General features: G+C 58.5%; 25 protein-coding genes and 1 pseudogene. 15 read left to right on the top strand and 11 right to left on the bottom strand.

Annotation, left to right across the window (positions count from 1 at the left end; all coding sequences use genetic code 11):
• Positions 1-61: 61 nt before the first annotated feature.
• The 10 genes from C5L13_RS27735 to C5L13_RS27690 all read left to right on the top strand — a co-directional run bounded on the left by C5L13_RS27735 (position 62) and on the right by C5L13_RS27690 (position 9,693).
• Positions 62-2,086 (top strand): ParB/RepB/Spo0J family partition protein, encoded by a 2,025-nt coding sequence (locus C5L13_RS27735; RefSeq protein WP_245571511.1) that lies wholly within the window; start codon positions 62-64, stop codon positions 2,084-2,086.
• 614 nt (positions 2,087-2,700) lie between these two features.
• Complete coding sequence (gene repA / locus C5L13_RS27730; RefSeq protein ID WP_105386516.1) at positions 2,701-3,864, top strand: plasmid partitioning protein RepA; 1,164 nt, start codon at positions 2,701-2,703, stop codon at positions 3,862-3,864.
• A complete protein-coding gene (gene repB, locus C5L13_RS27725) occupies positions 3,861-4,874 on the top strand; it encodes a plasmid partitioning protein RepB (protein ID WP_105386517.1) in 1,014 nt (337 codons plus the stop codon). Before repA ends, repB begins: the two co-directional genes overlap by 4 nt.
• A 197-nt stretch (positions 4,875-5,071) precedes the next feature.
• On the top strand, positions 5,072-6,286 hold the full coding sequence (gene repC / locus C5L13_RS27720; RefSeq protein ID WP_105386497.1) for a plasmid replication protein RepC: 1,215 nt from the start codon (positions 5,072-5,074) through the stop codon (positions 6,284-6,286).
• A gap of 30 nt (positions 6,287-6,316) precedes the next feature.
• Positions 6,317-6,655 carry a ribbon-helix-helix protein, CopG family gene (locus C5L13_RS29580; RefSeq protein ID WP_342588207.1) on the top strand — a complete coding sequence of 113 codons (339 nt, stop codon included), beginning with the start codon at positions 6,317-6,319 and terminating at the stop codon, positions 6,653-6,655.
• Between the two features lie 196 nt (positions 6,656-6,851).
• Positions 6,852-7,562: a replication protein A gene (locus tag C5L13_RS27710; RefSeq protein ID WP_105386496.1), complete on the top strand. Its 711-nt coding sequence runs from the start codon at positions 6,852-6,854 to the stop codon at positions 7,560-7,562.
• Between the two features lie 213 nt (positions 7,563-7,775).
• Positions 7,776-8,153 carry a type II toxin-antitoxin system RelE/ParE family toxin gene (locus tag C5L13_RS27705; RefSeq protein ID WP_105386495.1) on the top strand — a complete coding sequence of 126 codons (378 nt, stop codon included), beginning with the start codon at positions 7,776-7,778 and terminating at the stop codon, positions 8,151-8,153.
• Positions 8,134-8,469 carry a helix-turn-helix domain-containing protein gene (locus tag C5L13_RS27700; RefSeq protein WP_105386494.1) on the top strand — a complete coding sequence of 112 codons (336 nt, stop codon included), beginning with the start codon at positions 8,134-8,136 and terminating at the stop codon, positions 8,467-8,469. Before C5L13_RS27705 ends, C5L13_RS27700 begins: the two co-directional genes overlap by 20 nt.
• 371 nt (positions 8,470-8,840) lie before the next feature.
• Positions 8,841-9,224: a hypothetical protein gene (locus C5L13_RS27695; RefSeq protein ID WP_105386493.1), complete on the top strand. Its 384-nt coding sequence runs from the start codon at positions 8,841-8,843 to the stop codon at positions 9,222-9,224.
• A gap of 52 nt (positions 9,225-9,276) precedes the next feature.
• Positions 9,277-9,693 carry a helix-turn-helix domain-containing protein gene (locus C5L13_RS27690; protein WP_407070482.1) on the top strand — a complete coding sequence of 139 codons (417 nt, stop codon included), beginning with the start codon at positions 9,277-9,279 and terminating at the stop codon, positions 9,691-9,693.
• 136 nt (positions 9,694-9,829) lie between these two features.
• On the opposite strand, the gene C5L13_RS27685 is transcribed toward C5L13_RS27690, so the two are convergent.
• From C5L13_RS27685 to C5L13_RS27655, 7 genes are all read right to left on the bottom strand, one after another.
• Positions 9,830-10,753, bottom strand: coding sequence for a HEPN domain-containing protein (locus C5L13_RS27685; protein ID WP_105386491.1), 924 nt, complete (start codon positions 10,751-10,753; stop codon positions 9,830-9,832).
• Positions 10,754-10,927: 174 nt separating this feature from the next.
• Positions 10,928-11,170, bottom strand: a complete 243-nt coding sequence (locus C5L13_RS27680) for a hypothetical protein (protein ID WP_105386490.1) — start codon at positions 11,168-11,170, stop codon at positions 10,928-10,930.
• 123 nt (positions 11,171-11,293) lie between these two features.
• The gene (locus C5L13_RS27675) at positions 11,294-12,964 is read right to left on the bottom strand and encodes a type IV secretory system conjugative DNA transfer family protein (protein WP_105386489.1); all 1,671 of its coding nucleotides are present in this window, start codon (positions 12,962-12,964) and stop codon (positions 11,294-11,296) included.
• Positions 12,961-13,386 (bottom strand): ClpX C4-type zinc finger protein, encoded by a 426-nt coding sequence (locus C5L13_RS27670; RefSeq protein WP_105386488.1) that lies wholly within the window; start codon positions 13,384-13,386, stop codon positions 12,961-12,963. Before C5L13_RS27670 ends, C5L13_RS27675 begins: the two co-directional genes overlap by 4 nt.
• A gap of 83 nt (positions 13,387-13,469) precedes the next feature.
• A complete protein-coding gene (locus C5L13_RS27665; RefSeq protein WP_105386487.1) occupies positions 13,470-13,736 on the bottom strand; it encodes a mobilization protein in 267 nt (88 codons plus the stop codon).
• A gap of 14 nt (positions 13,737-13,750) precedes the next feature.
• A complete protein-coding gene (locus C5L13_RS27660) occupies positions 13,751-14,497 on the bottom strand; it encodes an NYN domain-containing protein (RefSeq protein WP_105386486.1) in 747 nt (248 codons plus the stop codon).
• 1 nt (position 14,498) lies between these two features.
• The gene (locus C5L13_RS27655; protein WP_105386485.1) at positions 14,499-14,822 is read right to left on the bottom strand and encodes a hypothetical protein; all 324 of its coding nucleotides are present in this window, start codon (positions 14,820-14,822) and stop codon (positions 14,499-14,501) included.
• Positions 14,823-15,121: 299 nt separating this feature from the next.
• Here C5L13_RS27655 and traA point away from each other — a divergent pair, with 299 nt between their 5' ends.
• From traA to C5L13_RS27645, 3 genes and pseudogenes are all read left to right on the top strand, one after another.
• Complete coding sequence (gene traA, locus C5L13_RS27650; protein WP_105386484.1) at positions 15,122-18,856, top strand: Ti-type conjugative transfer relaxase TraA; 3,735 nt, start codon at positions 15,122-15,124, stop codon at positions 18,854-18,856.
• Between the two features lie 78 nt (positions 18,857-18,934).
• The gene (locus C5L13_RS28870; protein ID WP_158693549.1) at positions 18,935-19,111 is read left to right on the top strand and encodes a hypothetical protein; all 177 of its coding nucleotides are present in this window, start codon (positions 18,935-18,937) and stop codon (positions 19,109-19,111) included.
• Positions 19,108-19,337 (top strand): annotated as a pseudogene (locus C5L13_RS27645) (glyoxalase/bleomycin resistance/extradiol dioxygenase family protein); the annotation flags it as partial. The gene C5L13_RS28870 and the pseudogene C5L13_RS27645, both read left to right, overlap by 4 nt.
• Before the next feature lie 46 nt (positions 19,338-19,383).
• On the opposite strand, the gene C5L13_RS27640 reads toward C5L13_RS27645, so the two are convergent.
• The 3 genes from C5L13_RS27640 to C5L13_RS27630 are packed head-to-tail and all read right to left on the bottom strand — an operon-like array spanning position 19,384 to position 20,190.
• The gene (locus tag C5L13_RS27640) at positions 19,384-19,638 is read right to left on the bottom strand and encodes a hypothetical protein (protein ID WP_105386483.1); all 255 of its coding nucleotides are present in this window, start codon (positions 19,636-19,638) and stop codon (positions 19,384-19,386) included.
• A gap of 16 nt (positions 19,639-19,654) precedes the next feature.
• A complete protein-coding gene (locus tag C5L13_RS27635; protein ID WP_105386482.1) occupies positions 19,655-19,915 on the bottom strand; it encodes a hypothetical protein in 261 nt (86 codons plus the stop codon).
• Between the two features lie 50 nt (positions 19,916-19,965).
• Entirely contained in the window at positions 19,966-20,190 is a 225-nt protein-coding gene (locus C5L13_RS27630) for a DUF2188 domain-containing protein (RefSeq protein ID WP_105386514.1), read from the bottom strand.
• A 116-nt stretch (positions 20,191-20,306) separates the two neighbouring features.
• On the opposite strand from C5L13_RS27630, the gene C5L13_RS27625 reads away from it, so the two are divergent.
• On the top strand, positions 20,307-21,431 hold the full coding sequence (locus tag C5L13_RS27625) for an AAA family ATPase (protein ID WP_105386481.1): 1,125 nt from the start codon (positions 20,307-20,309) through the stop codon (positions 21,429-21,431).
• 1 nt (position 21,432) lies between these two features.
• Complete coding sequence (locus tag C5L13_RS27620) at positions 21,433-23,691, top strand: S8 family peptidase (protein WP_105386480.1); 2,259 nt, start codon at positions 21,433-21,435, stop codon at positions 23,689-23,691.
• Positions 23,692-23,758: 67 nt separating this feature from the next.
• Here C5L13_RS27620 and C5L13_RS27615 read toward each other — a convergent pair.
• Positions 23,759-24,043: recombinase family protein (locus C5L13_RS27615; protein WP_158693548.1), on the bottom strand; the 285-nt coding region annotated here is incomplete at its 5' end.

Here is a 24,043-nt window from a genome sequence, read left to right as displayed (position 1 = left end):
GCGCCGGTCCCTCCCCTCCCCCACTGACAATTTCAATCACACTAGCATGAGGACCATTCCCATGAACGCTATCACTATGCCCGCAACCACGGTTGAAGCCGTTGCCATCGAGATCGAGGCCGAAGGTCCGGCAACCTCCCTTATTCAAGACACGCGGCAAATCCCCCTGTCCCGCCTGGTCGCCAGCAAGAAGAACGTTCGCAAGAAGAACGCGGCCATGACCATTCCCGAATTGGCCGACAGCATCGAGGCGCATGGCCTCATCCATAACCTGACAGTCAGGAAGGCGCAGAAGGGCAATAAATATGAGGTTGTCGCCGGATCGCGCCGGTTTGCCGCTCTCCTGCTGCTCGCCAAGCAAGGCCGGATCGACAAGGCCGCTCTCATTCCCTGCAATGTCCGTTCCGGTGATGATAACGACATAGAGATTTCCCTTGCCGAGAACACGCAGCGCGAAGCCATGCACGTTTGCGATGAGATTCTGGCCTATCGCCACCTTCTCGAGGACGGCATGACCCCGGAAATGATCGCCGCCCGGTTCGGTCAGTCCGTCGCCACAGTGCGCCAGCGGCTCAAGCTTGCCCATCTTTCCCCGCGCATTCTGGACGTGCTGCGCGAGGATGCAATCCGCATCGATCAGGCAAAAGCGTTGGCGATCAGCGATGACTATACCGCACAGGAACGGGCATGGTTCGATTCACAGACATGGAACCGCGACCCTCACAGCCTGCGGTCCATGCTCACCCGCGATCATGTCCGCAGCGCCGAGAAGCTGGCCCTGTTCGTCGGGATCGAGGCTTACGAGGAAGCAGGCGGTGCCATCATGCGCGACCTGTTTTCCGATGCCAGCACCACCTTTTTGACGGATCGGCCCTTGCTGACGAAGCTAGCGACCGAAAAGCTGGAACAGGAAGCCGACATTCTCAAGGTGAAGGGTTGGAAATGGGTCGAGATCAGCCTTGAGGCATCGGCCATCCACAACGGCGGTTTTGCCCGCATCTTTCCCGTCAATCGCGTTGCGACCGAGGCGGAGCAGGTGGAGCTTTCCAGTCTTGGCGAGCAATTCGATGAAATCGCGGCCCGCATCGACAACTGTGCAGAAGGCGATCCTGCCACAGAGGCGGACGAGGCGACGCTTTACGAGATCGAGCAGCAGATTGAGGCGATCCGGAATGCGGCCAAGGTCTATGATGTGCAGGAGAAAGCTCTTGCCGGTTCCGTCGTGACCATTGGCAACGGAGGAACCCTGCAGATCGAAACGGGGCTTGTCCGCGCCGACGATCTGGCTGCACTGCGTCGGTTGCGCCAGCCAGAAACAGAACGGGAGGACGGCGAAGATGCCAGCGCCGGGGGAGCCCCTGCCCTTTCCGGTAATGACGATGAAGACGAAAAGCCCACCGGCTATTCCGCAGCGCTGGTCGAGGAACTGACGGCGATCCGCACTGTTGCCATGCGCAACGAGCTTGTCACCCGCCCCGATCTCGCCCTTGCCGTCATGCTCTATCCGTTGGCCCTGAAAGTGTTCCTGACCGGGCCGAGCTATTGGCGGATCGGTTCAGTCATTGAAATCAGTGGGCAGCTGAAGGACCTCGCTCCGTCGATCAAGGAGCCGGAAGCGTGCGCGGCTCTCAGTGAATGGAATAGCATCCACGAAACGTGGGGCCACAAGCTCCCCGGCGATCCGGGCGATCTTTGGGAATGGTTGCTGGAGCAGCCACAGGACGAGCTTCTTGACCTTCTCGCCGTTATTACCGCCGCCAATATTAATGCCGTGGAGGGCAAACACGATCACGATCGTGACCGTCTCTCCCATGCCGACCAGTTAGCCGCAGCCCTGAAACTCGACATGCGCCAGCATTGGGAGCCGAAAGCCCCCTTCCTTTCCCGCCTGTCCAAGGCGCAGATTGCCGAGTTATTGGAAGAAGCTGGTTGCGCGACAAGCGCCGTCAAGGCGGTGACAAAGGCTCCGAAGACGGAAGCCGTGGCGTTGGCGGAAAAGGCGCTTTCTGGAAAGACATGGCTTCCGGTTCAACTGCGCTCAGTGACAGAAGAGGAGATTGACGTCACGGCCATCGCCGCGGAATAGTAAGACGGGCCCTTCCCCGGCCCTCTCTGTGAATTTGACCCGCAGCTTTATGTTGCGGGTTTTTTCTTGCGGTATCGTCGGGCCGATGGCTGGTTTCGGCCGGGATCGACCCGCCCGAAACCAGACGAGAGGCGTCCCCGCCTCTCCTGCTCTCCTCCCGCCCGCCATTTGAGTCCGATGATTCTGCTAACCGATGCACTGGGCTCGTGTTTCGATAGGATTGGTTCCCGCAAAGGTACGATCGAACCCATGCCATTGGTTGAGGTGGAGGCGGGACGCATGCCGCCCACCCGAAACGCTGTGATGAACAGGAGGCCATGAGTTGCCATATGGCAACCGGGATTGTGTGTTAGAAAACAGCGTGTTGCCGCAGGCAGAAGATGACACAAAGAGGCGCTGGAATTGATCGGAGGTGCCCGCCCCGGTGCGTGAACTTCTGCGTGGCCCCTGCCATCAGAGGGGGGCTTAACCTTTCGTTAACCCTTATTTTCTTGCCAAAGGATGCGACTCACGGCAGGTTCAAACTACGAAATTTACAATCATCAAAGAGAAATATCGTAGTTATGACTAAGGGCCGTAGTCAGATATCCCCGGCATTGAGCCAGAAGCGCCCGATGACCGAAGTCATCGCTGGTGATGGTGCGGCTCTGTCTGCCGAGCTGCAAGCGATGCGCGCCGCGCTCTTCCCCCCGGTATCACAAAAGACCCTCCGTTCGTTCTCGTCCGTCGAATCTGCCAAGTTGATCGGGATCGCTGATGCTTATCTTCGTCAATTGTCGTTGAATGGCAAAGGTCCGCAGCCCTCCATCAGCCCCGGTGGACGACGATCGTATACGCTCGATCAAATTAATCAAATTCGCGCGGTTCTCGATGAGAACGCGAAGGGAAAAAAATATGTGCCACGTCGAAAGGACGATGAACACTGCCAGGTGATGGCTGTCGTCAACTTTAAGGGCGGCAGCGGCAAAACCACGACCGCCGCTCATCTGGCCCAGTACCTTGCGCTTCAGGGCTATCGTGTTCTTGCAGTCGATCTTGATCCGCAGGCGTCTTTGACAGCGCTGCATGGTTATCAACCTGAATATGATATCGCGTCCAATGAGACGATGTATGCGGCCGTTCGTTACGATGAACTACGCCGCCCGTTGGGCGATGTCATCCGCAAGAGCTACATTCCTGGGCTAGACCTTGTACCCGGCAACCTCGAACTAATGGAGTTTGAACATGACACGCCAAGGGCGTTGTCGGAGCATTCTACTGAACCTTTCTTTGGTCGTGTTGCCTCGGCGCTCGGTACAGTTGCCGACAACTACGATGTCATGGTGCTCGATTGCCCACCGCAACTAGGTTTCCTGACGCTTGGGGCGCTTTGCGCTTCAACGGGATTATTGATCACGGCGCATCCGCAAATGCTAGATGTGATGTCGATGTGCCAATTCTTGCTTATGGCGTCCGATCTCCTGAGTGTTGTCCAGGACTCGGGGGGCGATCTCGACTATGACTTCATTCGATATGTCGTCACGCGCTATGAACCTTCAGATGGGCCGCAAGCACAAATGGTGGGGTTCATGCGCTCGCTTTTCCGCGAGCGTGTGCTGACAAATGCAATGCTGAAGTCCACCGCAATCTCAGACGCTGGCCTTTCGAAGCAAACGCTTTATGAGGTCGGACGAGAGAATTTTTCGAAGAACACGTATGATCGCGCTCTAGAATCACTCGATGCGGTGAACGGCGAAATTGAAGGCCTTATCAGACAGGCATGGGGGAGGGCCGGATGAGCCGCAAGGATACCCTGAAAGCCATACTTTCCAGGCGTGAGCAAGAGTTGCCACATGGCAACTCTCCGGATTCGGCCGACACCTCGGATGAGGAGCAGGCGACAGAAAAGAAGCTTCACCACATCCGTTCTGGCGCCGTTGGCGCCATGGGACGGTCACTCGGAAATATCGCCGGTGCTGCCGACCAGGCGCGAGCTTTGATCGCTTCCGGTGCGGCAGTCGTAGAGCTCGACCCCTCTCAATTAGAGGCGTCTTTCGTTGCGGACCGTCTTCCATATGAGGGAGAAGACTATCAAAGGCTCGTCGAAGCAATAAAGGAGACAGGGCAGAAAAGCCCTGTTCTGGTTCGTCCCCACCCGGCCAAGGCTGATCGATATCAGATTGCGTTTGGACACCGACGCGTTCGCGTCCTGACATCTTTGGGGTGGAAGGTCAAAGCCGTCGTCCAGAACCTGACGGACGAAGAACTTGTCATTATTCAGGGGCAAGAGAATTCCGCTCGCTCGGATCTCAGCTACATCGAACGAGCGCAATTTGCTTTAGCACTCGAACAGCGCGGTTTCGACCGGCGGGTGATCATGACATCGCTTAGTATGGAGAAGACACAGCTTTCTCGTCTTTTGGCACTCGGGCATTCGCTGCCGCGGTCCATTGTCGAGGCAATCGGGCCCGCACCGAAAGCGGGCCGTCCAAGGTGGGCTGCGCTCGCCCAGCGTCTTTCTCAGGCGAAGGACAAGTCACTGAATGCTCTCTTGGAAAGTCGTGAGTTCAAGGCGGCCGATTCCGACACCAGGTTTAACCAGGTGATGGCAGCATTGTCGGCAAAGCGGGCAAATGGCAAAGCCCAGACCATCAAGAGCGAAGAGGGTGTGAAACTGGCATCTGTTGAGCGAAAAGGCTCGAAAATCACGCTACTTTTCGACGAAAAAGCTTCCCCTGAATTCGCCGACTTCGTCATGAAACAATTGCGCGAGCTCCATCGGGAATACATTACATCGCGAAAGCCCTGAGGCTTGCCGATTAGTCTCAACTAAGGACCGAGAAAGGACCTAAGCCGCAAAAGAAAAAGGCCCCCAAACGTCGCCGTCGTGGAAGCCTTCTCTTCAATGTGACAACTGAAGAATCGCATTTCCCCGAATCACAGTCAAGAGCCTTTGGCGCCGTTTTGGTGGGTGAATTTCTTTTGCCTTTTGAAAGGTGAAGGAAAATGCAGACGCATAGTGTGACGACGCCTGTTGGGCGGCGGCCGATGACGCTTGCCTTGGTGAAAAGGCAGCTTGATACGGCCGAGATTAAGGCGGGAAAAACCGCCGACAAATGGAAAGTCTTCCGCGACGCCTGCCAAGCGCGAGCAGTTCTCGGGATTCAGGATCGGGCTCTGGCTGTGCTGGACGCGCTGCTGACGTTCTATCCGCAAAACGAGTTGTCGGAAGAGAGGGGACTTGTCGTGTTCCCGTCGAATGCACAACTCTCCGTCCGGGCGCATGGGATTGCAGGAACAACGCTTCGGCGCCATCTGGTGGCCCTGGTGGACGCCGGCCTGATAGTGCGCAAGGACAGCCCGAACGGGAAACGATATGCCCACAAGGGCCGTTCCGGTGACATCGAGCAGGCATTTGGCTTCAGCCTTGCTCCGATGCTGGCTCGCGCCGAGGAACTTGCGCAAATGGCCCAGCAGGTCGCCGCAGAGCGTAAACACTTCCTCCTGGCCAAGGAAGCGCTTTCGATCTGCCGCCGCGACGTCCGCAAGTTGATCACGGCCGCGATGGAGGAGGGCGCTTCCGGCGACTGGGGAACGGTCGAGAAACATTTCGTGGGCCTTGTGGCGAAAATTCCACGCACGCCAATAACTACTGACCTTGCCTCGATCCTCGAGGAAATGGAGATGTTGCGCGATGAGATCGTTAATTTGCTGGAAATGCAGATGAAATGTGAAAAAATAGACACCAATGATGTCCGTTTTGAACGCCACATACAGAATTCAAATACCGATTCCATCCATGAACTTGAACCTAGCTCTCGAAAAGAGCAGGGCGTGAAGGCGAGCCAGGAAAACCGGCCGCAAGGGGAACCGATAAAGGCATTTCCTTTGGCTATGGTATTGCAGGCGTGTAGGGACATCGCCGACTACGCGCCGGGAGGGGCGATCAGCAGTTGGCGGGACCTGATGTCGACTGCGATCGTCGTGCGCTCCATGCTCGGCGTTAGCCCGTCGGCCTATGAGGATGCCTGCCATGTCATGGGGCCGCAGAATGCCGCGGTTGCAATGGCCTGCATCCTCGAAAGGGGAGGGCATATAAACAATGCCGGAGGCTATCTGCGGGATTTGACGGCGAAAGCGGAGCGGGGGGAATTTTCGCTCGGGCCGATGCTGATGGCGCTGATGCGGGCTCATGGGGCTGGGACCCGGAGAGTGTCGTGATGACCGCTTCGCGCCTGCAGGGCTAAGTTGATGCAACCTATCCAGATTTCGTATGATTTGTACAATTTGCGCGGAAATGTGCGTCGGTGTTTTCCTGGCCATCAGCAACCGACGCGCGAGGATTTGCAGAATCGATCCTGTTCTTGTTGCATGAAACCTATGAGTCGTTCCGAACACGTCAGTACCGACAGGGTAAATGCGTTGCGGGCGCGGCGGCGTGCAGCCGGCCGGGTTCTCCTTAACGCCGATATTCCCGCCGAGCTGATGCATCGGCTTGATGAAATCAAGGTGAAACGCGGGTCGGGTTCGCGGAGCCCGCTGATTGAAGAAGCATTGAGGATGTTGATCGAGAAAGAAACGAGGGCATAACGAAAAAACCTCTCTCCGTTGGAGCGGAGAGAGGTTTTCGGTCAGTAAAGACATCGGCTTGTTGGGCCAACCAATTTCAAGTCCCAACATAGCCGAGCGATCACGAACCTGCAAGGGGTAGCCCTTTGCGGGAACGGTTGATTTTTGTCCGCTGTCCACAGGCATGCCCTCCCATGGGCGGAGGCAGGACAGGAGCATGTTTGAACAATTAGGGGCGGTGCTCGTCGGAGCATCGGCCGACCGGGAGCGTATGCCCGTTCGGAAGCAATCGCGCGCGGCCGGGAAATGCGAAGGTGTGTTCTGGCGCCGCACCAACCGCCAAGAGGTTCAACAGATTCTGCTTGCCGCGAAACGATATGAGCGTGTGCAGCGGCAGCCTGGATCGCGTAGCGGCCCGCTCGGTTCGGTCGCAGTCGAAATCCTTGAGCTATTCGTCAACCTGGTAGACTTCCGTACCGGCCGCCTCGAGCCGTCGATCGACACGATGATGCGAAAGCTTCGGCGTTCACGCGATGCGGTCGTGCGCGGATTGAAAGCTTTACGCACACATGGCTTTCTTGACTGGTTGCGGCGCTACGAACCCACGGGCAATGCCGGACGTGGGCCACAGGTCCAGCAAACCAGCAATGCCTACCGGCTTTCGCTCCCTGAGAAAGCCCGCCGGCTGCTCGGTCGGCTTGGTGCACCCCATCCGCTCCCGGACGATTACACTCACGCACGGGAAATTCGAGCGGCTGCGATCGACGCCCATCGGCAGTCACTTCCTCTGGAGGAGAGAACCCTGTTCGATGCAGGTGACAATCCGCTCGGGCAGGCCCTTGCCCGCCTTGGAAAATCGATCAAACAACGTGAGTCCGCCAGACAGACTGAATCCCTATCTGTTTCTCTTTCTTATAAGAAAGAATAAGCGGACGCCGCTGTTCGGGCTGCTCACGCAACCCTACGGCGGTTCCGACCCGCGTAAAGTTGCGGGTCGGTGCGGCACCCCTCGTATTTAATCCGCAAAATCATCATACGCGGCAGCCCTCGCTTGGCTTTGGAAAAGGTAGAGGGCGGGAGCGTTTTGGGCCAGCTTGAATGAGTGAGTTGCCATTTATATCATTTCAGGTATAAGGTGAGCATGAACCCAGACGAACGCCCGATTGAATGGATCGGAAGTAGCCAAAAAGACCTGATGCAACTCCCCGCGGACGTGCGGAAGTTCTTCGGCTACGCGCTGCATTTCGCGCAACATGGCGACCAGCATCCGGCCGCGAAGGTGCTCAAGGGGTTTGGCGGCGCTGGCGTCCTCGAGGTGGTCGAGAATGACATCGGCGGCACGTATCGGGCCGTTTATACGGTCAGATTTGAGCAAGCGGTGTTCGTCCTGCATTGCTTCCAGAAGAAGAGCAAGAGCGGGATAGCAACCCCGAAAGAGGACATGGAAATCATCCGCGCCCGGCTCAAGGTTGCGGAGACTGTTGCAAAGGAGATGAGACATGGCAACCCGCGTCGTTGACGGGATCGAGGTCGAAACCAGCTCCGGCAACGTGTTTGCCGATCTGGGTCTTCCTGATGCCGAAAAACTGAAAGTGAAGTCCGGCCTGATGATCGAGATCACGAAGGCTGTGCGTAGGCTTAGCCTCACTCAAGAGGAGGCCGGCCGGCGCATAGGCCTTCCGCAGCCGAAGGTATCGGCCCTCTTACGTGGTGACTTCACGAACCTGTCGGAACGCAAACTGATGGAGTGCCTGAACCGCCTTGGCTACGATATCGAGATTACCGTAAAGCCGGCCGCCGATACGGTCGGTCATCTGACCCTGGCGGTCGCATAGCGACACAGATCCGGAACACTCGCCGTTAGTCGGAAGTAAGCTCAATGCCGGCTTGGTACAGAGGGCGTTTGCGTGAGAGGGCAAGCTCACTGCGTAGTTGCAAAATTAACCTCCGCAATCCATAAATAAAAAACCGCCTGTGGAGACGTGGGCCGAGGCGTGGAAACCTCGCAAGGTTAGGAATAGGAACGGAGTTGACGGCGACCGGGTGACGGGCGCGTATGTCCAGGCTCCGGCTAAAGGCGTCTGTGCCTGATAACCTTCAGGTTTTCCAACACCCGGTCCCGTCGCAGCAGCGGTCGAAAAGCCGCAGTTGCTTCCTATTGGGGAGCAGTCACCGGCAGAAACGCGGGTTGTTGGAAGGTGAACCAATGGGGGAATGGCCGCAAGGCGGATTCCGTGCATCGTTGAGTTTGAGGGCGAGGGCGGCGAAGGCGTTGCATGCCTATCGGCGGGCCGAGGCTCGTTTTCATGAATTGCAGAAACAAAAGGACGCGCTGGACACTGAAGAGCGGGTCATCCTGCATATATGGGCGGTGAAGTTGTCGAAGGCGAGTATTGGACCGGACGACTATGAAGCGTTTCAGTCTGCATACATGTCGCTGGGTGAACGACGCGCGAAGCTGTTCGAACCTTGGCAAGCCGCAAATGCGGACTTGGTTTTGGCCTATGAACGGGCGCAACACGTGTTGCGGGACATGCGGCGTTGCGCATCCCCCGGCGAGGTCGTACCGGAAAAAGTGACATTCGTTTAGTTTTAACGCAGCAGCCCAATCCACCGGCTGCGCCATCCAGTTTGAGGAAATGATGCTTCATAAACCACAGCAGAAGACACCCAATGCAATTGACGTTCATGTCGGCAGCCGCATCCGTCTGCAGCGTACCCTCAAAGGGATGAGCCAGACGACATTGGCAGAAGGGCTTGGTATCACCTTTCAACAGGTCCAAAAATACGAAAAGGGCACCAATCGTGTCGGTTCGAGCCGGCTGCAGGCGATCGCGAACATTCTTGGCGTTCAGGTCGCCTATTTCTTCGAGAATAACCCCGGAGCACTCTCAGCAGTAGAATCAGAACCGACGACGGAACGCAATGAATTCGTCCAATTCCTGAACTCCGCTGAGGGGCTCGCTCTCAATCGCGCCTTCGTGAAGGTTCAGGACGCGGCTGTCAGAAGAAAAATCCTCAGCTTAGTGAAGGCGCTGGCGCAAGAGCCGTCGGAGTAACACGGCTCGAAGGTCGCCACGTGACGCGCGGCGGTAGCCGCGCCAGCCCGGAGGCGAACGCTCTTTCATGTTGGGCGGTAGAGAGCCGGAGGGCCAAGTGACAGTGCCCCCGGTGCGCCAGCGCCGGGACCGTCTGTCATGCTTCCGTCACGCTGGAACCGGAGCCGTCGAGCCAATCGGCGCAGATCGCAACGACGGTCTCTTGCAGGGCCTCCACCCGCCCGACTAGCCAGGCCAGTTCTTCGCCGGTAATTTCGTAAGCGGATGAATAGCGTGCATCGACATAGGCGCGATCGAGACGGGTAAAGCATCGCTTGGCGAAACGGGAATCTCTCGGCCATACGTCGATGAGCTGGGGGGCGATGCGTTCGGCTTGTGAGCGCAGGAATGTCAGTCGGTGCGATTTGGGACTGTAGAGTGCCAACACAAGCAGGACGCAATGATAGAGCCGTTCGGCGGCCTGGTGCAGTTGGAACGCCGCTTCGGGTAAGTTTCCACGTTCAACGAGAAAGCCGGCTGCTGCTTTGAACGCATCGGCGCTTGGAAACCACTGGTCGAAATGCCGTTTCGACTCGGCGCGAACTTCCTCGGGTGCGAGGGTTTTGGGGGAGGCGAGGGGGAAGCCCGGTGTTTCGTAGAGCGCGATCCCGTCGCGGGCGATGTCGACGAAGAAGGGGCGGCCTTGAGCGAGTTGGTTGTTGAGGTCCTGGTAGCTATGGACGATGAAATTGATCGGCGTTGAGAGTCGGCGGGTTATGGTCAGCTCCTGCAAGAAGCGCTCGCCCGCTTTTTCCCAAGCCTCGTGTTGCTCGCCAAAGCTCTCATAGTTGACGACGACGAGAAGGTCATAGTCGGAGCGATAGCCGCTCGTGCGGTCTTCGACCCAATCGCCACGCGCATGGGAGCCGAACAGGATGAGCTTGAGGATGCGGCCGCGCTTTCCTTTGTCGGAGAGCTTGGTTTTCAGGGCATCTTCAAATTCGTCGAACAGGATTTGCGCCACGCGTTTCAGTTCGCGGCGCTTTTTTTCGGGCAGATGGGCTAGACGGTCATTTTCCATAGGTCGGCCCTTCAGTGCACTGTCGGTCTGGACAGGGATAGCAGCTTCACGGTCTTGTTGAGGACCTTGCGGAGCTGTCACCCGTCCGGGAGGGTTCGTTCGTTCACGCGCTCCTGAAGCGCCGTCAGTGTCCAACCGACGCAGGCAGTGTTAGATCGCGCGCATAGTGTTGCGTCATTCAGGGAATGAATCTGTATCGCGATCAGAGTTCGTGCTGTCAATGCGCTCAAAGCAGGCGGCGACTCCGCTGATCGAGTCTATCACCTCCCAGGGGGCATCGATGATCTGAGTAATGATGCGCACTCTTTGCGCCGCATGGGACTCGGTCATATCGAAGGTCGCCGGAGATGCGAGCAGCGTTTCCACTGTTCTAACAAGGCCATGCTCGGCAATGTAGGCTTTGATTTGGGTCGTCATAGCAGATCCTTCATAATTGCTTTGCCCGGCGACAAATGCGGGTGAGGGTCTAATTTCTCGCGGGCAGGGGTGACGCCGGCTTTTGGATAGCAGAATTCTTTTGAGGACGTCGGGGCTACTGACTTATGCCTGCGCATCAAACAATTCTCTGAATTCCGGATCGGCGTAATAGGCGAGCTTTCCGGCGACGATCGGCCGTTGCCCGGCCAGGAACAGCAGTTCGATGTTCTGCGGCATGCTGCGTACCTCGTCCGGGGTGAGCAGCGGCCGGGCAGTGTGGTGCTGGCTGTAGGAGATGCCCGACTTTTCGGAATCGAGAGCGCGGGCCATGGTCTGGAACACGACTGTCTCCTGTCCGAGCAGATCGGAGACGAGGCGGGCGCTGTCGTGATCGTTGACGCCGAACACCTGCAGCACGCCGGCATTGGACAGGAAGGTTCCGGCTCTCTGCCCGTATGTGGCGCGGAGCTGGTGAACGTCCTGCAGGATCGGCCAGAGCTGGACGCCGTAGCCGGCCATGAGGCCCATGGCGCGCTCTACAGGGGAGAGGTGGCCGAGGGTGGCGAACTCATCGAGCAGATAGAGGACCGGGACGGCCGGCTTTGCCGGATCGCGGGCCATATCGAGCAGGCTTTGGCTGACAAGCAGGCGCAGCCAGCGCGAATAGGTCGAAAGGCGATCAGGCGGCAGCACGAGGAAGACCGTCACATTCCGGCGCTTGAGATCAGCAAAGCGGAAATCGGAGCGAGAGAGCACGGCCGTCATGCGCGGCGAGTCGAGGAAATGGGTATGGCGCTGGGCGGCCGATAGGACGCCGGCGGCCTCGCGATCGGACTTGCCGAGGTGGCGGTTTGCCGCTCTGGCGACCAGGCCGTTTGCGTCGTCCATGTCCTGCATGCGTTTCATGAGGGCGGCAAACCGCTCAGGAGCGAGGGTGAGATATTCGCGCAGCGTGCCAAGGTGACGCCGACCGGGAGATTCTACGGCCACGATCTTGAGGATCAGGCCTGATATCAGCGCCTTGGCTTCCTCGTTCCAATGGGCTTCGCCGGCCATACCTGGTTCATCGAACACGAGAGCGTCGGCAAGGGTGCTGGCGTCCTCCGCGACATCGAGGCCGGCCGGATCGAGCGTATCGAGCGGATTGAAGGCCGCCGAGGGCAGGCCGGTGACGCCGAAGGGATCGAGGACATGGACCGGCCCGAAGGTTTCTCGGGCGCGGCCGGTGATCTTCGCATTCTCCCCCTTGGGATCGATGCAAATCACGGAGCGGTCGGCGGTGAGCAAGTTGGGGATGATGGTTCCCACGCCCTTGCCGGTTCGCGTCGGCGCCATGGTGAGCAGGTGCGCCGGTCCATCATAGCGCATGAGCTTTCCGGTCTTGCCGTTGCGGCCAATCAGCAGGCCGGAATCGGCTTGGGAGAGGGGAGCTACTTCCTTGTCAGTTGCGAAGCGCGCGGAGCCGTGAGTATCGCCTTCCATGTCCCCGAAATGAGCAATCAGCGGATTGGTGATGAGCCGGAAGACGAGTGCAACGAGCACCAGCAGCATGAAGAGATCGACGGCAATGAACGGAATGCTGCCGGGGCCGAATCCCAACATATCCTGAAGAAAGAACCGACCGCCAAAACCGATAACGAAAGTGACGATGACGACGACCAACAGGATTTGAAGTGTCGGCTTCCAGATTCGGAAAGGTGCAAAGAGCACGGAGACGAAAGCCCATAGTGGATCTCGCGCAGCGGCGCGCATCATGTTCTTGAACGCGGCCCATGCAAGCGTCGCCTGGTTCATGCTTCCCCCTCCGTTCGTAATTTTGTTTCTTGCCGCTCGCGGTCCCGATTATAGCGGTAGCCTTGATCGAAGCCGTCGGCCGCGCCGCGTTCATAGCCGATCTCGACAATCCTGGCGGTGATGCGGGTGAGAAAATCCAGCGCGTTTGCTTGTTCGAGATCTGTCAGGGCCGATTTCGGCAACCGCTTGAGGACGGTTTTCGCCCAGACGGCGGCCTGCCGTTGCCCCCAGGCATTCGGTTTGCGATGCCCTCCGGGGAGGCCGACATCCTTGTCCTGTTGCTCAGCATCCGCCTTGGCCGCCGCCTCGGTCATCATCGACAGGCAAAGTTCAATGCATTCGTCGCAGATGAAGGTTGTCGGGCCGGCGATCATCGTGGCGACGTCATCGGTGCTTTTGCGGCAGAAGGAGCAAAAGAACAGGCGCCTCGCGCGCCGGAGCGCTCGGGTTGGTCGTTCGTTGTCATCCGGGCTCCTGCGACGTGACGAAGGTGGGGTTTGCTCACCTAACCGTCCTTTGCGGCTAGCAGATCGGCAAAGAGTGCCTTGTCAATATCGCGGGTGAGGAAGCCAGGTAGTTCCCGCTTTAGCCAAGCGGACAGGTTGCGCGAGAATTCATCCTTGCCATTTTCGAGGCGATGCAGCACGAGGGCACCGAGCAGTACCTTGCGCCTGGTGTCCTCGGCGCGTTCCTGTTTGCCCAGTCTGGCCTTGAGGGTCTTTCGCTGCGCTTCGATCTGCGCCAGCCGTTCTTCGATCGTCTTACGAGCCATCAGTCTTCTTTCTTTCACTTTGTCTTCGCGCGGATGAGGATGCCCTTTTGCACCTTGCCGGATCGATCCATCTCGAACTTTGCGGTGGCCTCGACGAGATCGCTCAAGCGGGCAAAGCCGAAGTTTCTGGAATCGAATTCCGGCGATTGTTTCGCGACGTGACTGCCGACTGCGCCGAGATTGGCCCAGCCGCTTTCATCTGAGACCGCCGTGACGGCGGTCCGTAGCATGGAGAGCAAAGTCTTATCCTTGGCGTTTTTCGTCGCCTTTGCCTTCGCCTCTTCCTGCGCGGCGGGTGTTGCCGCCGCTTCCTCTCCAAGTCCCTTCAGCACGTCGAAATAGACGAACTTGTCGCAGGCCGTAATGAAGGGTCTCGGCGTCTTGCGTTCGCCAAACCCGTACACCGTGACGCCCTGTTCGCGGATCCTCGCCGCCAGCCTTGCGAAATCGCTGTCGCTTGAGACGATGCAGAAACCGGAGAATCGTGCGGTATAAAGCAGATCCATGGCGTCGATGATCATCGCGCCATCGGTGGCGTTCTTACCTGTCGTATAGGCGAACTGCTGAACCGGCTGGAGTGAATGCTCCAGCAGGCATTCCTTCCAGCCATTGAGATTGGGTTTGGTCCAATCGCCGTAGACGCGCTTGACGCTCGCCGTGCCGTAGTTGGCGATTTCGGCCAGCAATCCGGCGATGATCTTCGGCGAGGCGTTGTCGCCGTCGATCAGAAGCGCGAGCGTCGAAGCGGTGTCGTTTGCCATGTCAGCTTTTCTGCCATTGGATCGCGAAAGTTGCAATGGCGACGGCGAACAAACCAAACGTAATCAGCATGGACGCAAAGCCGAAGCGGTTCTTGCTCTCGACACTATCCATATGGGCGTTGAACAGCCACTCGCAGAACCGGAGGACAAGGAAGCCGGCGGCAAGGGCAGCGATGGTGGAGATGCCGATCGCATATCCATAAGGATGTTCACTTTCATGAATGCGCGGCAGGTCCTGCAGAGCGAAGGGGCCGACGACCGCGATCGCCAGCGCCACTGCACGAGCGATGTAGTCGGGCCAGTTAGGTGTTTCTCGATGCTTCATTTGGATGTCTCCATGGTTTGGGGTTAGTCGCCGAAACTGCGACCTGAATTTATGGGACTTCGGATTTCCGCGAAGCACAAGAGCCGATCGAGAAGATTCTTCTTCCCGAATGAAAAATGTTTTGGCTCTTGACGGCGGAGTGAATTCGCTCTGCTACTTTTCAGATCACACACAGGTACTAGCAATTTTGCACCACACCGTGGCTGGATAAGCGTAGCGAAGAAAGTTACAAGGGCGCACTTACGACTTGCTGCGCAAATCAGTGCTTGATATCCTCCTTTTGGTTCGGGGAATATTGTTTGGCAATCTATCATCTCAGCGCAAAGCCAATCTCGCGGGCGTCCGGTCGTAGCGCGGTCGCATCAGCGGCTTATCGCTCCGCTGAGAAGCTGACGAACGAACGCGATGGGCTTGTGCATGACTTCACTCGGAAAGAGGGGGTGGAGCATACAGAGATCGTCCTTCCGCAAGGCGTTTCAGCCGATTGGGCTCGCGACCGTTCAGCCTTGTGGAATGCGGCCGAGTTCGCCGAAAAACGCAAAGATGCCCGCGTTGCCCGTGAATTCGAGATTGCGCTTCCGCACGAGCTGTCTCCGGAAGGACGGATCGAGGCGGCGCGGACGTTTGCTCAGGATTTGGCCGATCGCTATGGCGCAGCGGTGGATTTCGCGATCCATGCGCCGCATGAGCGCGGCGACGTTCGCAATTATCATGCGCATGTGATGATGACGACGCGACAGGTTGGCGAGAGCGGGCTTGGCGAGAAGACCTATCTTGAGCACAAGAATGCGCGTCTGTTGTCAAACGGTCTTGCCACGACCGACATGCAGCTTCGCGATATCAGGCAGTCGTGGGAGAGCATCGCCAACGAGCGCTTGGCGCGTGAGGGTTTGGATATCCGGATCGACCATCGTTCGCACGAGGATCGCGGCCTTGAGCTTCAGCCCACCGAGCATATGGGTGTGCATGCGACGCAGATGGAGCGGCAGGGAAAGCCGGTCGATCGGGGGCGGCTGGATGAGGAGGCTGCCAGGCGCAACGCCGATCTGATCCGGGAGAAGCCGGAGCAGGTGCTTGTGCTGATCACGAACGAAAAGAGTGTGTTCGACCGGCACGATATTGCCCGCACCCTGCATCGCTACATCAACGATGACGCGCAGGCGTTCGAGAACGCATTTGCGTCGGTGATGGCTTCGCCGGCGCTGGTCGAGCTTCAGGCCGAGAGAGCTGATCCAGAGACAGGCGAGGTTCACAAGCCGCGGTATTCGACCCGGGAAATGGTCGAGATCGAAAGCGCCATGGCCGGGCGAGCTGTCAGGATGGGGAATGCCCGAAGCCATGGCGTTGCCCGTCATCATGTCGAGCGAGCGATAGGGAGGCAGGACCAGGCGATCCGCTCAAGCATGGCGACTTTCGTATCCCCAGGAAATGAGCGCGGTGTACAAGATGGCAGCGCAAAACGGATAGAGGCGGGGCTTTCGGATGAGCAGCGACGGGCGATCGAACATATCACCGGACCGGAGCGCATCGCGGCTGTCGTCGGCTTTGCTGGTGCTGGCAAGTCCACGATGCTTGCCGCTGCCCGCGAGGCCTGGGCGGCGGAGGGCTACACGGTGCACGGAGCGGCGTTGTCGGGGAAGGCGGCCGAGGGCCTGGAGGAAAGTTCCGGCATCCAGAGCCGCACGCTCGCGTCCTGGTCCCGCAGTTGGGAGAACCCACATAGTGGGGATCGCTATGCGGTCGGCCGAGGCGACGTGTTTGTGATCGACGAGGCGGGCATGGTGGGGAGCCGCCAGCTCGCCCGTTTCGTCGCAGAGGTTGAGACGCGCGGGGCGAAGATCGTTCTTGTCGGAGATCATGAGCAGCTTCAGGCGATCGGGGCCGGTGCGCCCTTCCGGGCGATTGCCGAGCAGGTCGGCCATGTCGAGCTTTCCGACATTCGCCGGCAGCGTGTGGGCTGGCAGCGCGAAGCTTCTGTTGCGTTCGCCACGCATCGAACGGCCGAGGGTCTGGCTGCCTATCAGGAGCGAGGCGATATTCGTTTCAGTGAGAGCCGCGACGGGGCAAGCGGGGAGATCGTGCGCGATTATCTGGCGGATCGGCAGCAGCGTCCGGACGGCACCCGGGTTGCGATGGCGCATCGTCGTGCCGATGTTCGCGCCATCAATGCCGGGATCAGAGCCGCGCTGCAGGAGCGCGGCGAGCTGGCGAAGAGTTGCGAACCCGGCGATAGCCACGGGCCGAGCGGGGGCGAGGTAGATCAGGGTCATTTGGGGCGGGCGCGGACCTTCCAGACCAATGACGGTCGCCGAGAGTTCGCGCCTGGTGACCGCATCGTGTTCCTTGAGAACAATCGCGACCTCGGGGTGAAGAATGGGATGCTCGGCACCGTCGAGAGCGTGGAGGCCGGCCGGCCAGGTGCTGGCCCCATGATCGTGGCGCAGCTCGACGGTCGAGGCGGGGAGCGCGTCCGCATTCCGATGGATACCTATCAGGCCGTTGATCACGGCTATGCGACCACCATCCATAAAAATCAGGGGGCGACGGTCGATCGCGCGTTTGTGTTGGCGTCCAGCACCATGGACCGGCACCTGACCTATGTCGCGATGACTCGGCATCGTGACGGGGCACAGCTCTATGCGGCGCAGGATGAATTCACCGATCGGCGCGCCGGCCAAATGTTGGCCCCAGGCAAGCTGGTAGAGCATGGGGTTGCACCCTACGAGCACAAGGCCGGCAATCGCGACAGCTACTTTGTGACGCTGGAAAACGCCAAAGGCGAGCGGTCCACCACATGGGGCGTCGATCTTGAGCGGGCGATGAAAGAGGCAGCGCCGGAGATTGGCGCGACAATCGGCCTTCGTCATGAGGGGGCGGAGCCGGTGCGGCTTCCGGACGGTACGGAGACGCACCGCAATGGGTGGAAGGTGCAGGATGCTGGCGAACTGGCCTATGCGCAGCTTGAAAACCGGCTGTCCAGATCCGGTGCGAAGGAAACGACGCTGGATTACGCCAAGGCCTTTGCAGAGCGGCGCGGGATCGCCGAGGCGTTCGGGGTCCGCAGCGAGATCGACCTTGTTCCTGCCCAAAAGCTGGCGCAGGGCATGTCGTCCCGTGCGGCCCGTCCGGCCCAGGAGCAGCAGGACCGGCCATCCGAACGTCAGCGAGTTTACGAGGAACGCGCCGGCGAGCTGGCCGGCCCTGTTCGCCGCGAGGATCCTGCGCAGGATCTCACGCGGGATAGCGGCGATAATCGTCAGCGCCGGCAGCAGGCCGGGAAGCCCGAGCCGCTTGTACCGGCGATCACGCGCCATGACAGGAGCATCGAGGACATTGCCCGCGAAAAGGCGATGCCGGTGTTCGAGCAGCGGTTTGAGACCGTGGAATCGGTGGCGCGGCGTGTCTTCCGCGATCCGGCCGAGGTCGCGGGCCGCCTGCGTTCCGCGATCATTGACCAGAATGGCGACGGCAAGGTGATGGCGAAGGCCATGGCCGAGCAGCCGGAGCGGTTTGGAGACCTTCGCGGCAAATCCGGCCTGCTCGGAGATAACAAGGAGCGCAAGGACGCATTGCGGTATGCCCGTTCCGTCGCCTCGCATCTGGAATCGTCGGCCTCGGCTTGGGAATGGCGTTTGGGCGAGGAACGCAAAGCCGAGCAGTGGCAGCGGGAAAAGCGCGATGTGGTCGAGGTTCCCGGCCTGACACCCAGCAGCGCCAAAATCCTCGACCGAGTGGACAAGGTGTCGGGCGATAAGCGGGACGAGCTGATTGATGAACTGCGATCGACGCCGGAGGGCAAGGCTGCGCTCGAGGAAGCCAAACAGGTTGCCAAGGCGCTCGAGCGCCGGTTCGGTCATTCCGATCCTCGCAACTTCGCCACGGAGCTCGAGCAGCGTCCGGAGCTGGCGAAGCGGGCCGAGCAGATCAAGACCGTCGCCCGCATGGTGGAGCGCACCCGCGTGGCCGAGTTGAGCCGCGACCACACACTGAAACAGCAGCTTTCCCGCTCGCAAGGGCTCGGGTTAGGCCGATAGGAGGGAGATCATGATTACAGCAGACAGCGCCATGGGACTGGCCCCCGGATTTATGCGCTGGCAGCAGAGCATGGCATTGTGGCCGAGCGGCTGCCGATTGATGATTGGGCCGACAAGGTGACGGAGCTTTCCGGCGATGGGGTCGTGCATGATCCCGTTGAGGACTTGGTTGTGACCTTGGAACGCAAGGGCGTCATCACCGCCGAGGAGGGCGCGCGCCTGTATGGCGATTATCTGAAAAAAGACCAGCCATGAGTAGCGGGGCCTCGACGCGCTTTATCAATCCAATCCCTTTCGTTCGCGACATCAGCCGATCCAGGGAATTCTACGAAAAGAGGCTGAGTCTGAAAGTGCTGGAGGATGCGGGTAGCTTCGTCCTCTTTGAGACAGGGTTTGCGATCCACGATGGAGCGGCGCTTGAAAAGACGGTCTGGGGAAAAGCGTTGGGAGCGAGCCATATGGCAGGCGAAACCTGCTGCTGGAGAGCCGCAAAATCTCATCGCCATGGGTAATTGAAATTGCAGGTCTCATGCATCCCTGATCGGAAACATATCCTCTCCGTAGTGATGAAGTCGTGTGTGATGCCGGCGGCACAACCAGCGTACCCTTAAAGGCTCGTCGTATTGGTCGTGATGTGCATCAACCGCTTGGACCCCGCAGACCTCACATGTCTGCTTTTCCAAGTCGCCGGCCTTCACTGCTCGCTGCACGGCAAGGTGAGCATCGTATTTGGCGGGATTGGCCCGGCGCCAATTCGCCTGACGGGTATCGGTCTTCAGCATTGCCGCATCTTCCAGATCAGTTCAGGGTATAGCGCCGCCAAGGAATGGCCTGCATCGGCACCCGTGACAGAAAATTCACGAGATCACGTCGGCCACGATATGTGGGAATGCCTCGGCTATTTTGCGCCATGAGTACAATAGGTACACCTGGAAAGGCGGGCTGGAAACTATCAGCAACGTCATCGGCTTGATGACCGATGTTAAGAACGTGCGGCTTAACGATGACAATGGCGAATGTGACGCCCTGTTCGCGAACTAACGCGCCTTCGAACTGCATTTTTCTCTCCTTTGGTGAAGAGGCCGCCTCACTCCAGGCGACCTCAGGTCTTAGCCACGCGGGGGGAAGGGATCGCGACCGTAGGAATCCTTGTCTCGGATTTGTCCGTTGGGACGATGAATAACCACTTCACTCTGCTGGTTGATGGCGATCTTGCGCGCGGCAGCCGCCGCATCTGCCTGCGTTGCGTGGGTAGAGGTCACCCTCTGATTGCCAGCGCCTCGCACGGCCCAATCGCCGTTGTGAGGCACCACATGCTGATTTTTCTTTGTCATTGCATCAAAATCCTTTCTCTTGAGTGCCATTTCATTTTACATTAAGCAAATTTTAATTGTCAATATGCCTATTTTGGTTTACGAATTAGCCTAGAAGTTTTACGCATGGAGTGATCGTGACAATTGAGATGAAAAATGTGCTGGAACTGGCCGATGCAGCGCTTTCGGCTGATTACACGCGCGTGCGTCGTGCGGCGAATGCGCTCGCACGCGATCTCGACAAGAATGGTGAACCCTCGATCGCGAAGGAACTGAAAGCCCTGGTGCGGAAGCGAGGCGTACCTTTGAAGGCGTCTGGTTACGTGGAATCCTTGCCCGTGGATTCGAAATCCCGCTTGCCGCTTGTCGAGGAGCAAACTTGGCCCGATACCCCTGTTTTTCTGAACGAAGGCGGGTGGCGCGTGTTCAGCGATTTTATCGCGGATGCTCGGCGCATAGACGATCTGAGCGCCAAAGGATTGGCGTCGCGACTTGGGCTCTTACTCTCTGGCCCGCCGGGAACGGGCAAGTCTCTTCTTGCCGGTCACATCGCAGCGCAGTTGTCCCGCCCGCTTTATGTCGTCCGGCTCGACTCCGTAATTTCCTCGCTGCTCGGCGATACGGCAAAAAATATCCGCTCGGTTTTTGATTTCGTGCCGGCGCGAAACGCCGTCCTTTTTTTGGATGAAATGGATGCTGTTGCAAAACTACGTGACGATCGGCACGAACTGGGCGAGCTCAAGCGTGTGGTCAATACTGTAATTCAGGCTCTGGATGGTTTAGATCCGAGCTCGATCGTCGTTGCCGCGACCAACCACTCGCACCTTCTTGATCCCGCAATCTGGAGAAGGTTTCCCTACAAAATAGAACTTGGTCTTCCAGAGGTAGGCGTCCGCGCCGACCTTTGGCGACATTTTCTTTTTGAGGACAAAGATGAAGAAGGTCGCGCGGAGTTGTTTGCTACAGTGTCCGAAGGGTTATCGGGGGCCGATATCGAAATGATGAGCTTGTCAGCACGGCGCCATGCAGTTCATGAGTCGCGTGACATCGATTTTGGAGCTGTTGTTGCGGCATTGCTGGAACCACGATCAGGGCGGGCTGCCCCTGTGCAGCGGCAGGCGTTGGACGCCGAGCAGAAGCGCCAGGTGGCGTTAGCTTTAAAAGAGAAGCATGGTATTGCCGGCGCGGATACTGCCCGCATTCTTGGTGTGTCACGGCAAGCCATCTATGCTTATTTGAAGCAACAGGATGGGGAGGCATAGCATGGCTGAAGTTCGAGACCAGCCGCTTCTCTATCCTGTTCTGAGCCTTCAAATGGATCCCGCGCTCCGGAGCCCGACCGGGCGTGGCAAAGGCATTGACAGTATCGTCACGGAGCGGCTCGGCCGACAGCAGGAAGTTCTTGCGAGCGAAACACGCGACATCTATGCGCACCGCACGGAGTTGCCAACATATTCAGGGCTAACTCACCTCGTCGTTCGCATGTTCAGCGAAGATTCACTCGCTCCGACACACACACCAGATGATCTCTTCTCCCAGCGGCAGGGGTGCCGCTTGGTTGCTCCCCTGCCGGGAGGCTATTTGATCGAGGCTGAGGTCAAGCAGTTGCCTCGCCTTATCGGCGCTATCGAGCATCCAGTCGGCTATGCGATGCAAGCGGACATATCGCGAGTTTCGTCTCTGGAGCGATTTGATACGAAACGTCGATTACGCGGGCGCTCGGTCAGCGAACTCTGGAATTCCGCGCCAGAAGATGATGACGGACGTTTGTTTGTGGTCTGGCTTGCTCCGTTTCGCGATCGCGAGGCCAAGGCTGAAGTGTTGGAGCGTATTCAGAGCTTTGCCAATGAAAGATTGGTATTGCCGACCTTCACCAGTGTGCGCCTCACGCTCGGCACGTCAGAGGAAGCGGAAGAACCGCGCGCTCTAACGACACCGCGACAATCCAGCATTGCGAGGGCCATGCGGGATTATCGAAACACCGGCGTCGGCCGAGCCACGGTTCGTATTCCGAACAAAGAAGGACTGCGGCAGCTCATTGCCTCCGGTGCTTCCTATCGAATTGATCCTGTGCGGCCTATCAGGGTGGCGGCTCCTGGCGAAGGAGCGGAGCCTCCTGCGCCAGTCATCGATGAAAGCGCACCCGTTGTCGTTGTCGTCGACGGCGGCTTACATGCGAAAAGTTACAGCGCAGCTGAAGCCTTCAAAGCAACGCCTTTCGTGACGAACGCCCAAGCCGACAAGCTTCATGGCAATTGTGTTAGCTCGCTCGTTGTCCACGGCCACGCCTGGAATAACAACCGATTGCTGCCGGAGCTAAATTGCCGCATCGGATCGGTTCAGGCAGTTCCCCATAAGAATGCAAACCGTCGTTTTGATGAACGTGAGTTGGTCGACTATCTGACGGAGGTTGCACGACTTTATCCCGAAGCGCGCGTTTGGAATATTTCTGCCAATCAGGACGGCGCCGGCTTGGACCCATCTGACGTTAGCGTTCTTGGCCATGAAATCAGCCTCCTGGCGAGATCGGCGGGCTTCCTCCCGGTAATCTCCGTTGGGAATGTCAGCCCTGACAACAGTTCTCGACCCAATCCGCCAGCTGACTGTGAAGCTGCAATAGTTGTCGGGGGGCGTCAGGCGCTCCCAGATGGAACGCCGGGCGATAGTTGCCCCGCCTGCCTGCCCGGTCCCGGCCCCGATGGGATGATGAAACCAGACTTGTCGTGGTTTTCGAATCTCAGGATGCTTGGTGGGGTCGTGGATACGGGAAGCAGCTACGCAACGCCATTGGTCTCGTCTTTGGCAGCCCACACGTTCGATAGCTTACGCGAGCCGACGCCGGATTTGGTTAAAGCTCTCCTGATCAATTCAGCTGAACGCAGCGAGCACGATCCGCGTCTCGGCTGGGGGACGCCATATAAAGGTCATTTGCCGTGGACCTGTGCGCCTGGCAGCGTCACGCTCGCGTGGCGGGCGCAACTTGAGCCCGGGACCGCCTATTACTGGAACGATATTCCCATCCCTCCCGAGTTGGTACGCGATGGGAAGTTGTTTGGCCGCGCCAGCCTGACCGCTGTGCTTAGGCCCCTTGTTTCACCGTTTGGTGGTGCGAATTACTTCGCGTCCCGGCTGGAGACATCGTTGATGTATCCTACCGGGCCGAAGAAATGGCCGTCCCTTCTAGGCTCAATGAAGGAATCGACGCTTCCGGAAAACGATGCTCGCGATGAGCTCCGGAAATGGCAGCCGATAAGAAGGCATTGCCGGGATTTTACCAAAAGCAGTGGTCTCAGTTTTTCGGGGTCGCATCTCCGTCTTTACGCCCGCGTTTACATGCGCGACCTGTATCAGTTCGGCTGGACGCACCACAGTCAGGCCGGGGCACAAGAGGTCGCTTTTGTCCTAACCCTTTCGAGCCCCGATGGAGAAAAATCGATCTACGACTCGACGGCGCGCGCACTCGGAAACTTCGTTGAGAGCGCCGTGCTGAACCAGGACATCGAGGTTTCGAACGAGATTTAGCCGATCGAAGTTTTGAGTTTGCGACCGATTTTTGCAACGCACGAAATAGGTATTTCGCAACGCCTTTTTATGATATTTCCAGTGCGCGGTACACGCTCGCTCTCCCAATGCCGAGACGACGGGCTATTTCGGCGGGACCAATGCCTTCAGTTTTCAGCTTGCGGATCTCAGCCGTGTCGATTTTCGGGCGTCGCCCTTTGTAGACACCTCGTGCTTTCGCAGCCTTGATGCCCTCCATCTGCCGTTCCTTGCGCAGGTTTGTCTCGAACTCCGCGAATACGCCGAGCATGTCGAGGAAAGCCTTGCCGGCGGCCGAGCTGGTGTCGATTGGCTGCTCCGTCGCCTTTAGCGT

The sequence above is a fragment of the Neorhizobium alkalisoli genome, from assembly GCF_002968635.1.
Classification (GTDB): domain Bacteria; phylum Pseudomonadota; class Alphaproteobacteria; order Rhizobiales; family Rhizobiaceae; genus Neorhizobium; species Neorhizobium alkalisoli.
The sequence above is the reverse complement of the archived record's forward strand: the minus strand, read 5'-3'. Positions and strand labels throughout refer to the sequence as shown.

Bases quoted from the DNA above. Each gene is read 5' to 3' on its own strand.
- C5L13_RS27735 (WP_245571511.1), top strand. From the start codon at position 62: ATGAACGCTATCACTATGCCCGCAACCACGGTTGAAGCCGTTGCCATC.
- repA (WP_105386516.1), top strand. From the start codon at position 2,701: ATGACCGAAGTCATCGCTGGTGATGGTGCGGCTCTGTCTGCCGAGCTG.
- repB (WP_105386517.1), top strand. From the start codon at position 3,861: ATGAGCCGCAAGGATACCCTGAAAGCCATACTTTCCAGGCGTGAGCAA.
- repC (WP_105386497.1), top strand. From the start codon at position 5,072: ATGCAGACGCATAGTGTGACGACGCCTGTTGGGCGGCGGCCGATGACG.
- C5L13_RS29580 (WP_342588207.1), top strand. From the start codon at position 6,317: ATGCAACCTATCCAGATTTCGTATGATTTGTACAATTTGCGCGGAAAT.
- C5L13_RS27710 (WP_105386496.1), top strand. From the start codon at position 6,852: ATGTTTGAACAATTAGGGGCGGTGCTCGTCGGAGCATCGGCCGACCGG.
- C5L13_RS27705 (WP_105386495.1), top strand. From the start codon at position 7,776: ATGAACCCAGACGAACGCCCGATTGAATGGATCGGAAGTAGCCAAAAA.
- C5L13_RS27700 (WP_105386494.1), top strand. From the start codon at position 8,134: ATGGCAACCCGCGTCGTTGACGGGATCGAGGTCGAAACCAGCTCCGGC.
- C5L13_RS27695 (WP_105386493.1), top strand. From the start codon at position 8,841: ATGGGGGAATGGCCGCAAGGCGGATTCCGTGCATCGTTGAGTTTGAGG.
- C5L13_RS27690 (WP_407070482.1), top strand. From the start codon at position 9,277: ATGCTTCATAAACCACAGCAGAAGACACCCAATGCAATTGACGTTCAT.
- C5L13_RS27685 (WP_105386491.1), bottom strand. From the start codon at position 10,753: ATGGAAAATGACCGTCTAGCCCATCTGCCCGAAAAAAAGCGCCGCGAA.
- C5L13_RS27680 (WP_105386490.1), bottom strand. From the start codon at position 11,170: ATGACGACCCAAATCAAAGCCTACATTGCCGAGCATGGCCTTGTTAGA.
- C5L13_RS27675 (WP_105386489.1), bottom strand. From the start codon at position 12,964: ATGAACCAGGCGACGCTTGCATGGGCCGCGTTCAAGAACATGATGCGC.
- C5L13_RS27665 (WP_105386487.1), bottom strand. From the start codon at position 13,736: ATGGCTCGTAAGACGATCGAAGAACGGCTGGCGCAGATCGAAGCGCAG.
- C5L13_RS27660 (WP_105386486.1), bottom strand. From the start codon at position 14,497: ATGGCAAACGACACCGCTTCGACGCTCGCGCTTCTGATCGACGGCGAC.
- C5L13_RS27655 (WP_105386485.1), bottom strand. From the start codon at position 14,822: ATGAAGCATCGAGAAACACCTAACTGGCCCGACTACATCGCTCGTGCA.
- C5L13_RS27640 (WP_105386483.1), bottom strand. From the start codon at position 19,638: ATGCTGAAGACCGATACCCGTCAGGCGAATTGGCGCCGGGCCAATCCC.
- C5L13_RS27635 (WP_105386482.1), bottom strand. From the start codon at position 19,915: ATGCAGTTCGAAGGCGCGTTAGTTCGCGAACAGGGCGTCACATTCGCC.
- C5L13_RS27630 (WP_105386514.1), bottom strand. From the start codon at position 20,190: ATGACAAAGAAAAATCAGCATGTGGTGCCTCACAACGGCGATTGGGCC.
- C5L13_RS27620 (WP_105386480.1), top strand. From the start codon at position 21,433: ATGGCTGAAGTTCGAGACCAGCCGCTTCTCTATCCTGTTCTGAGCCTT.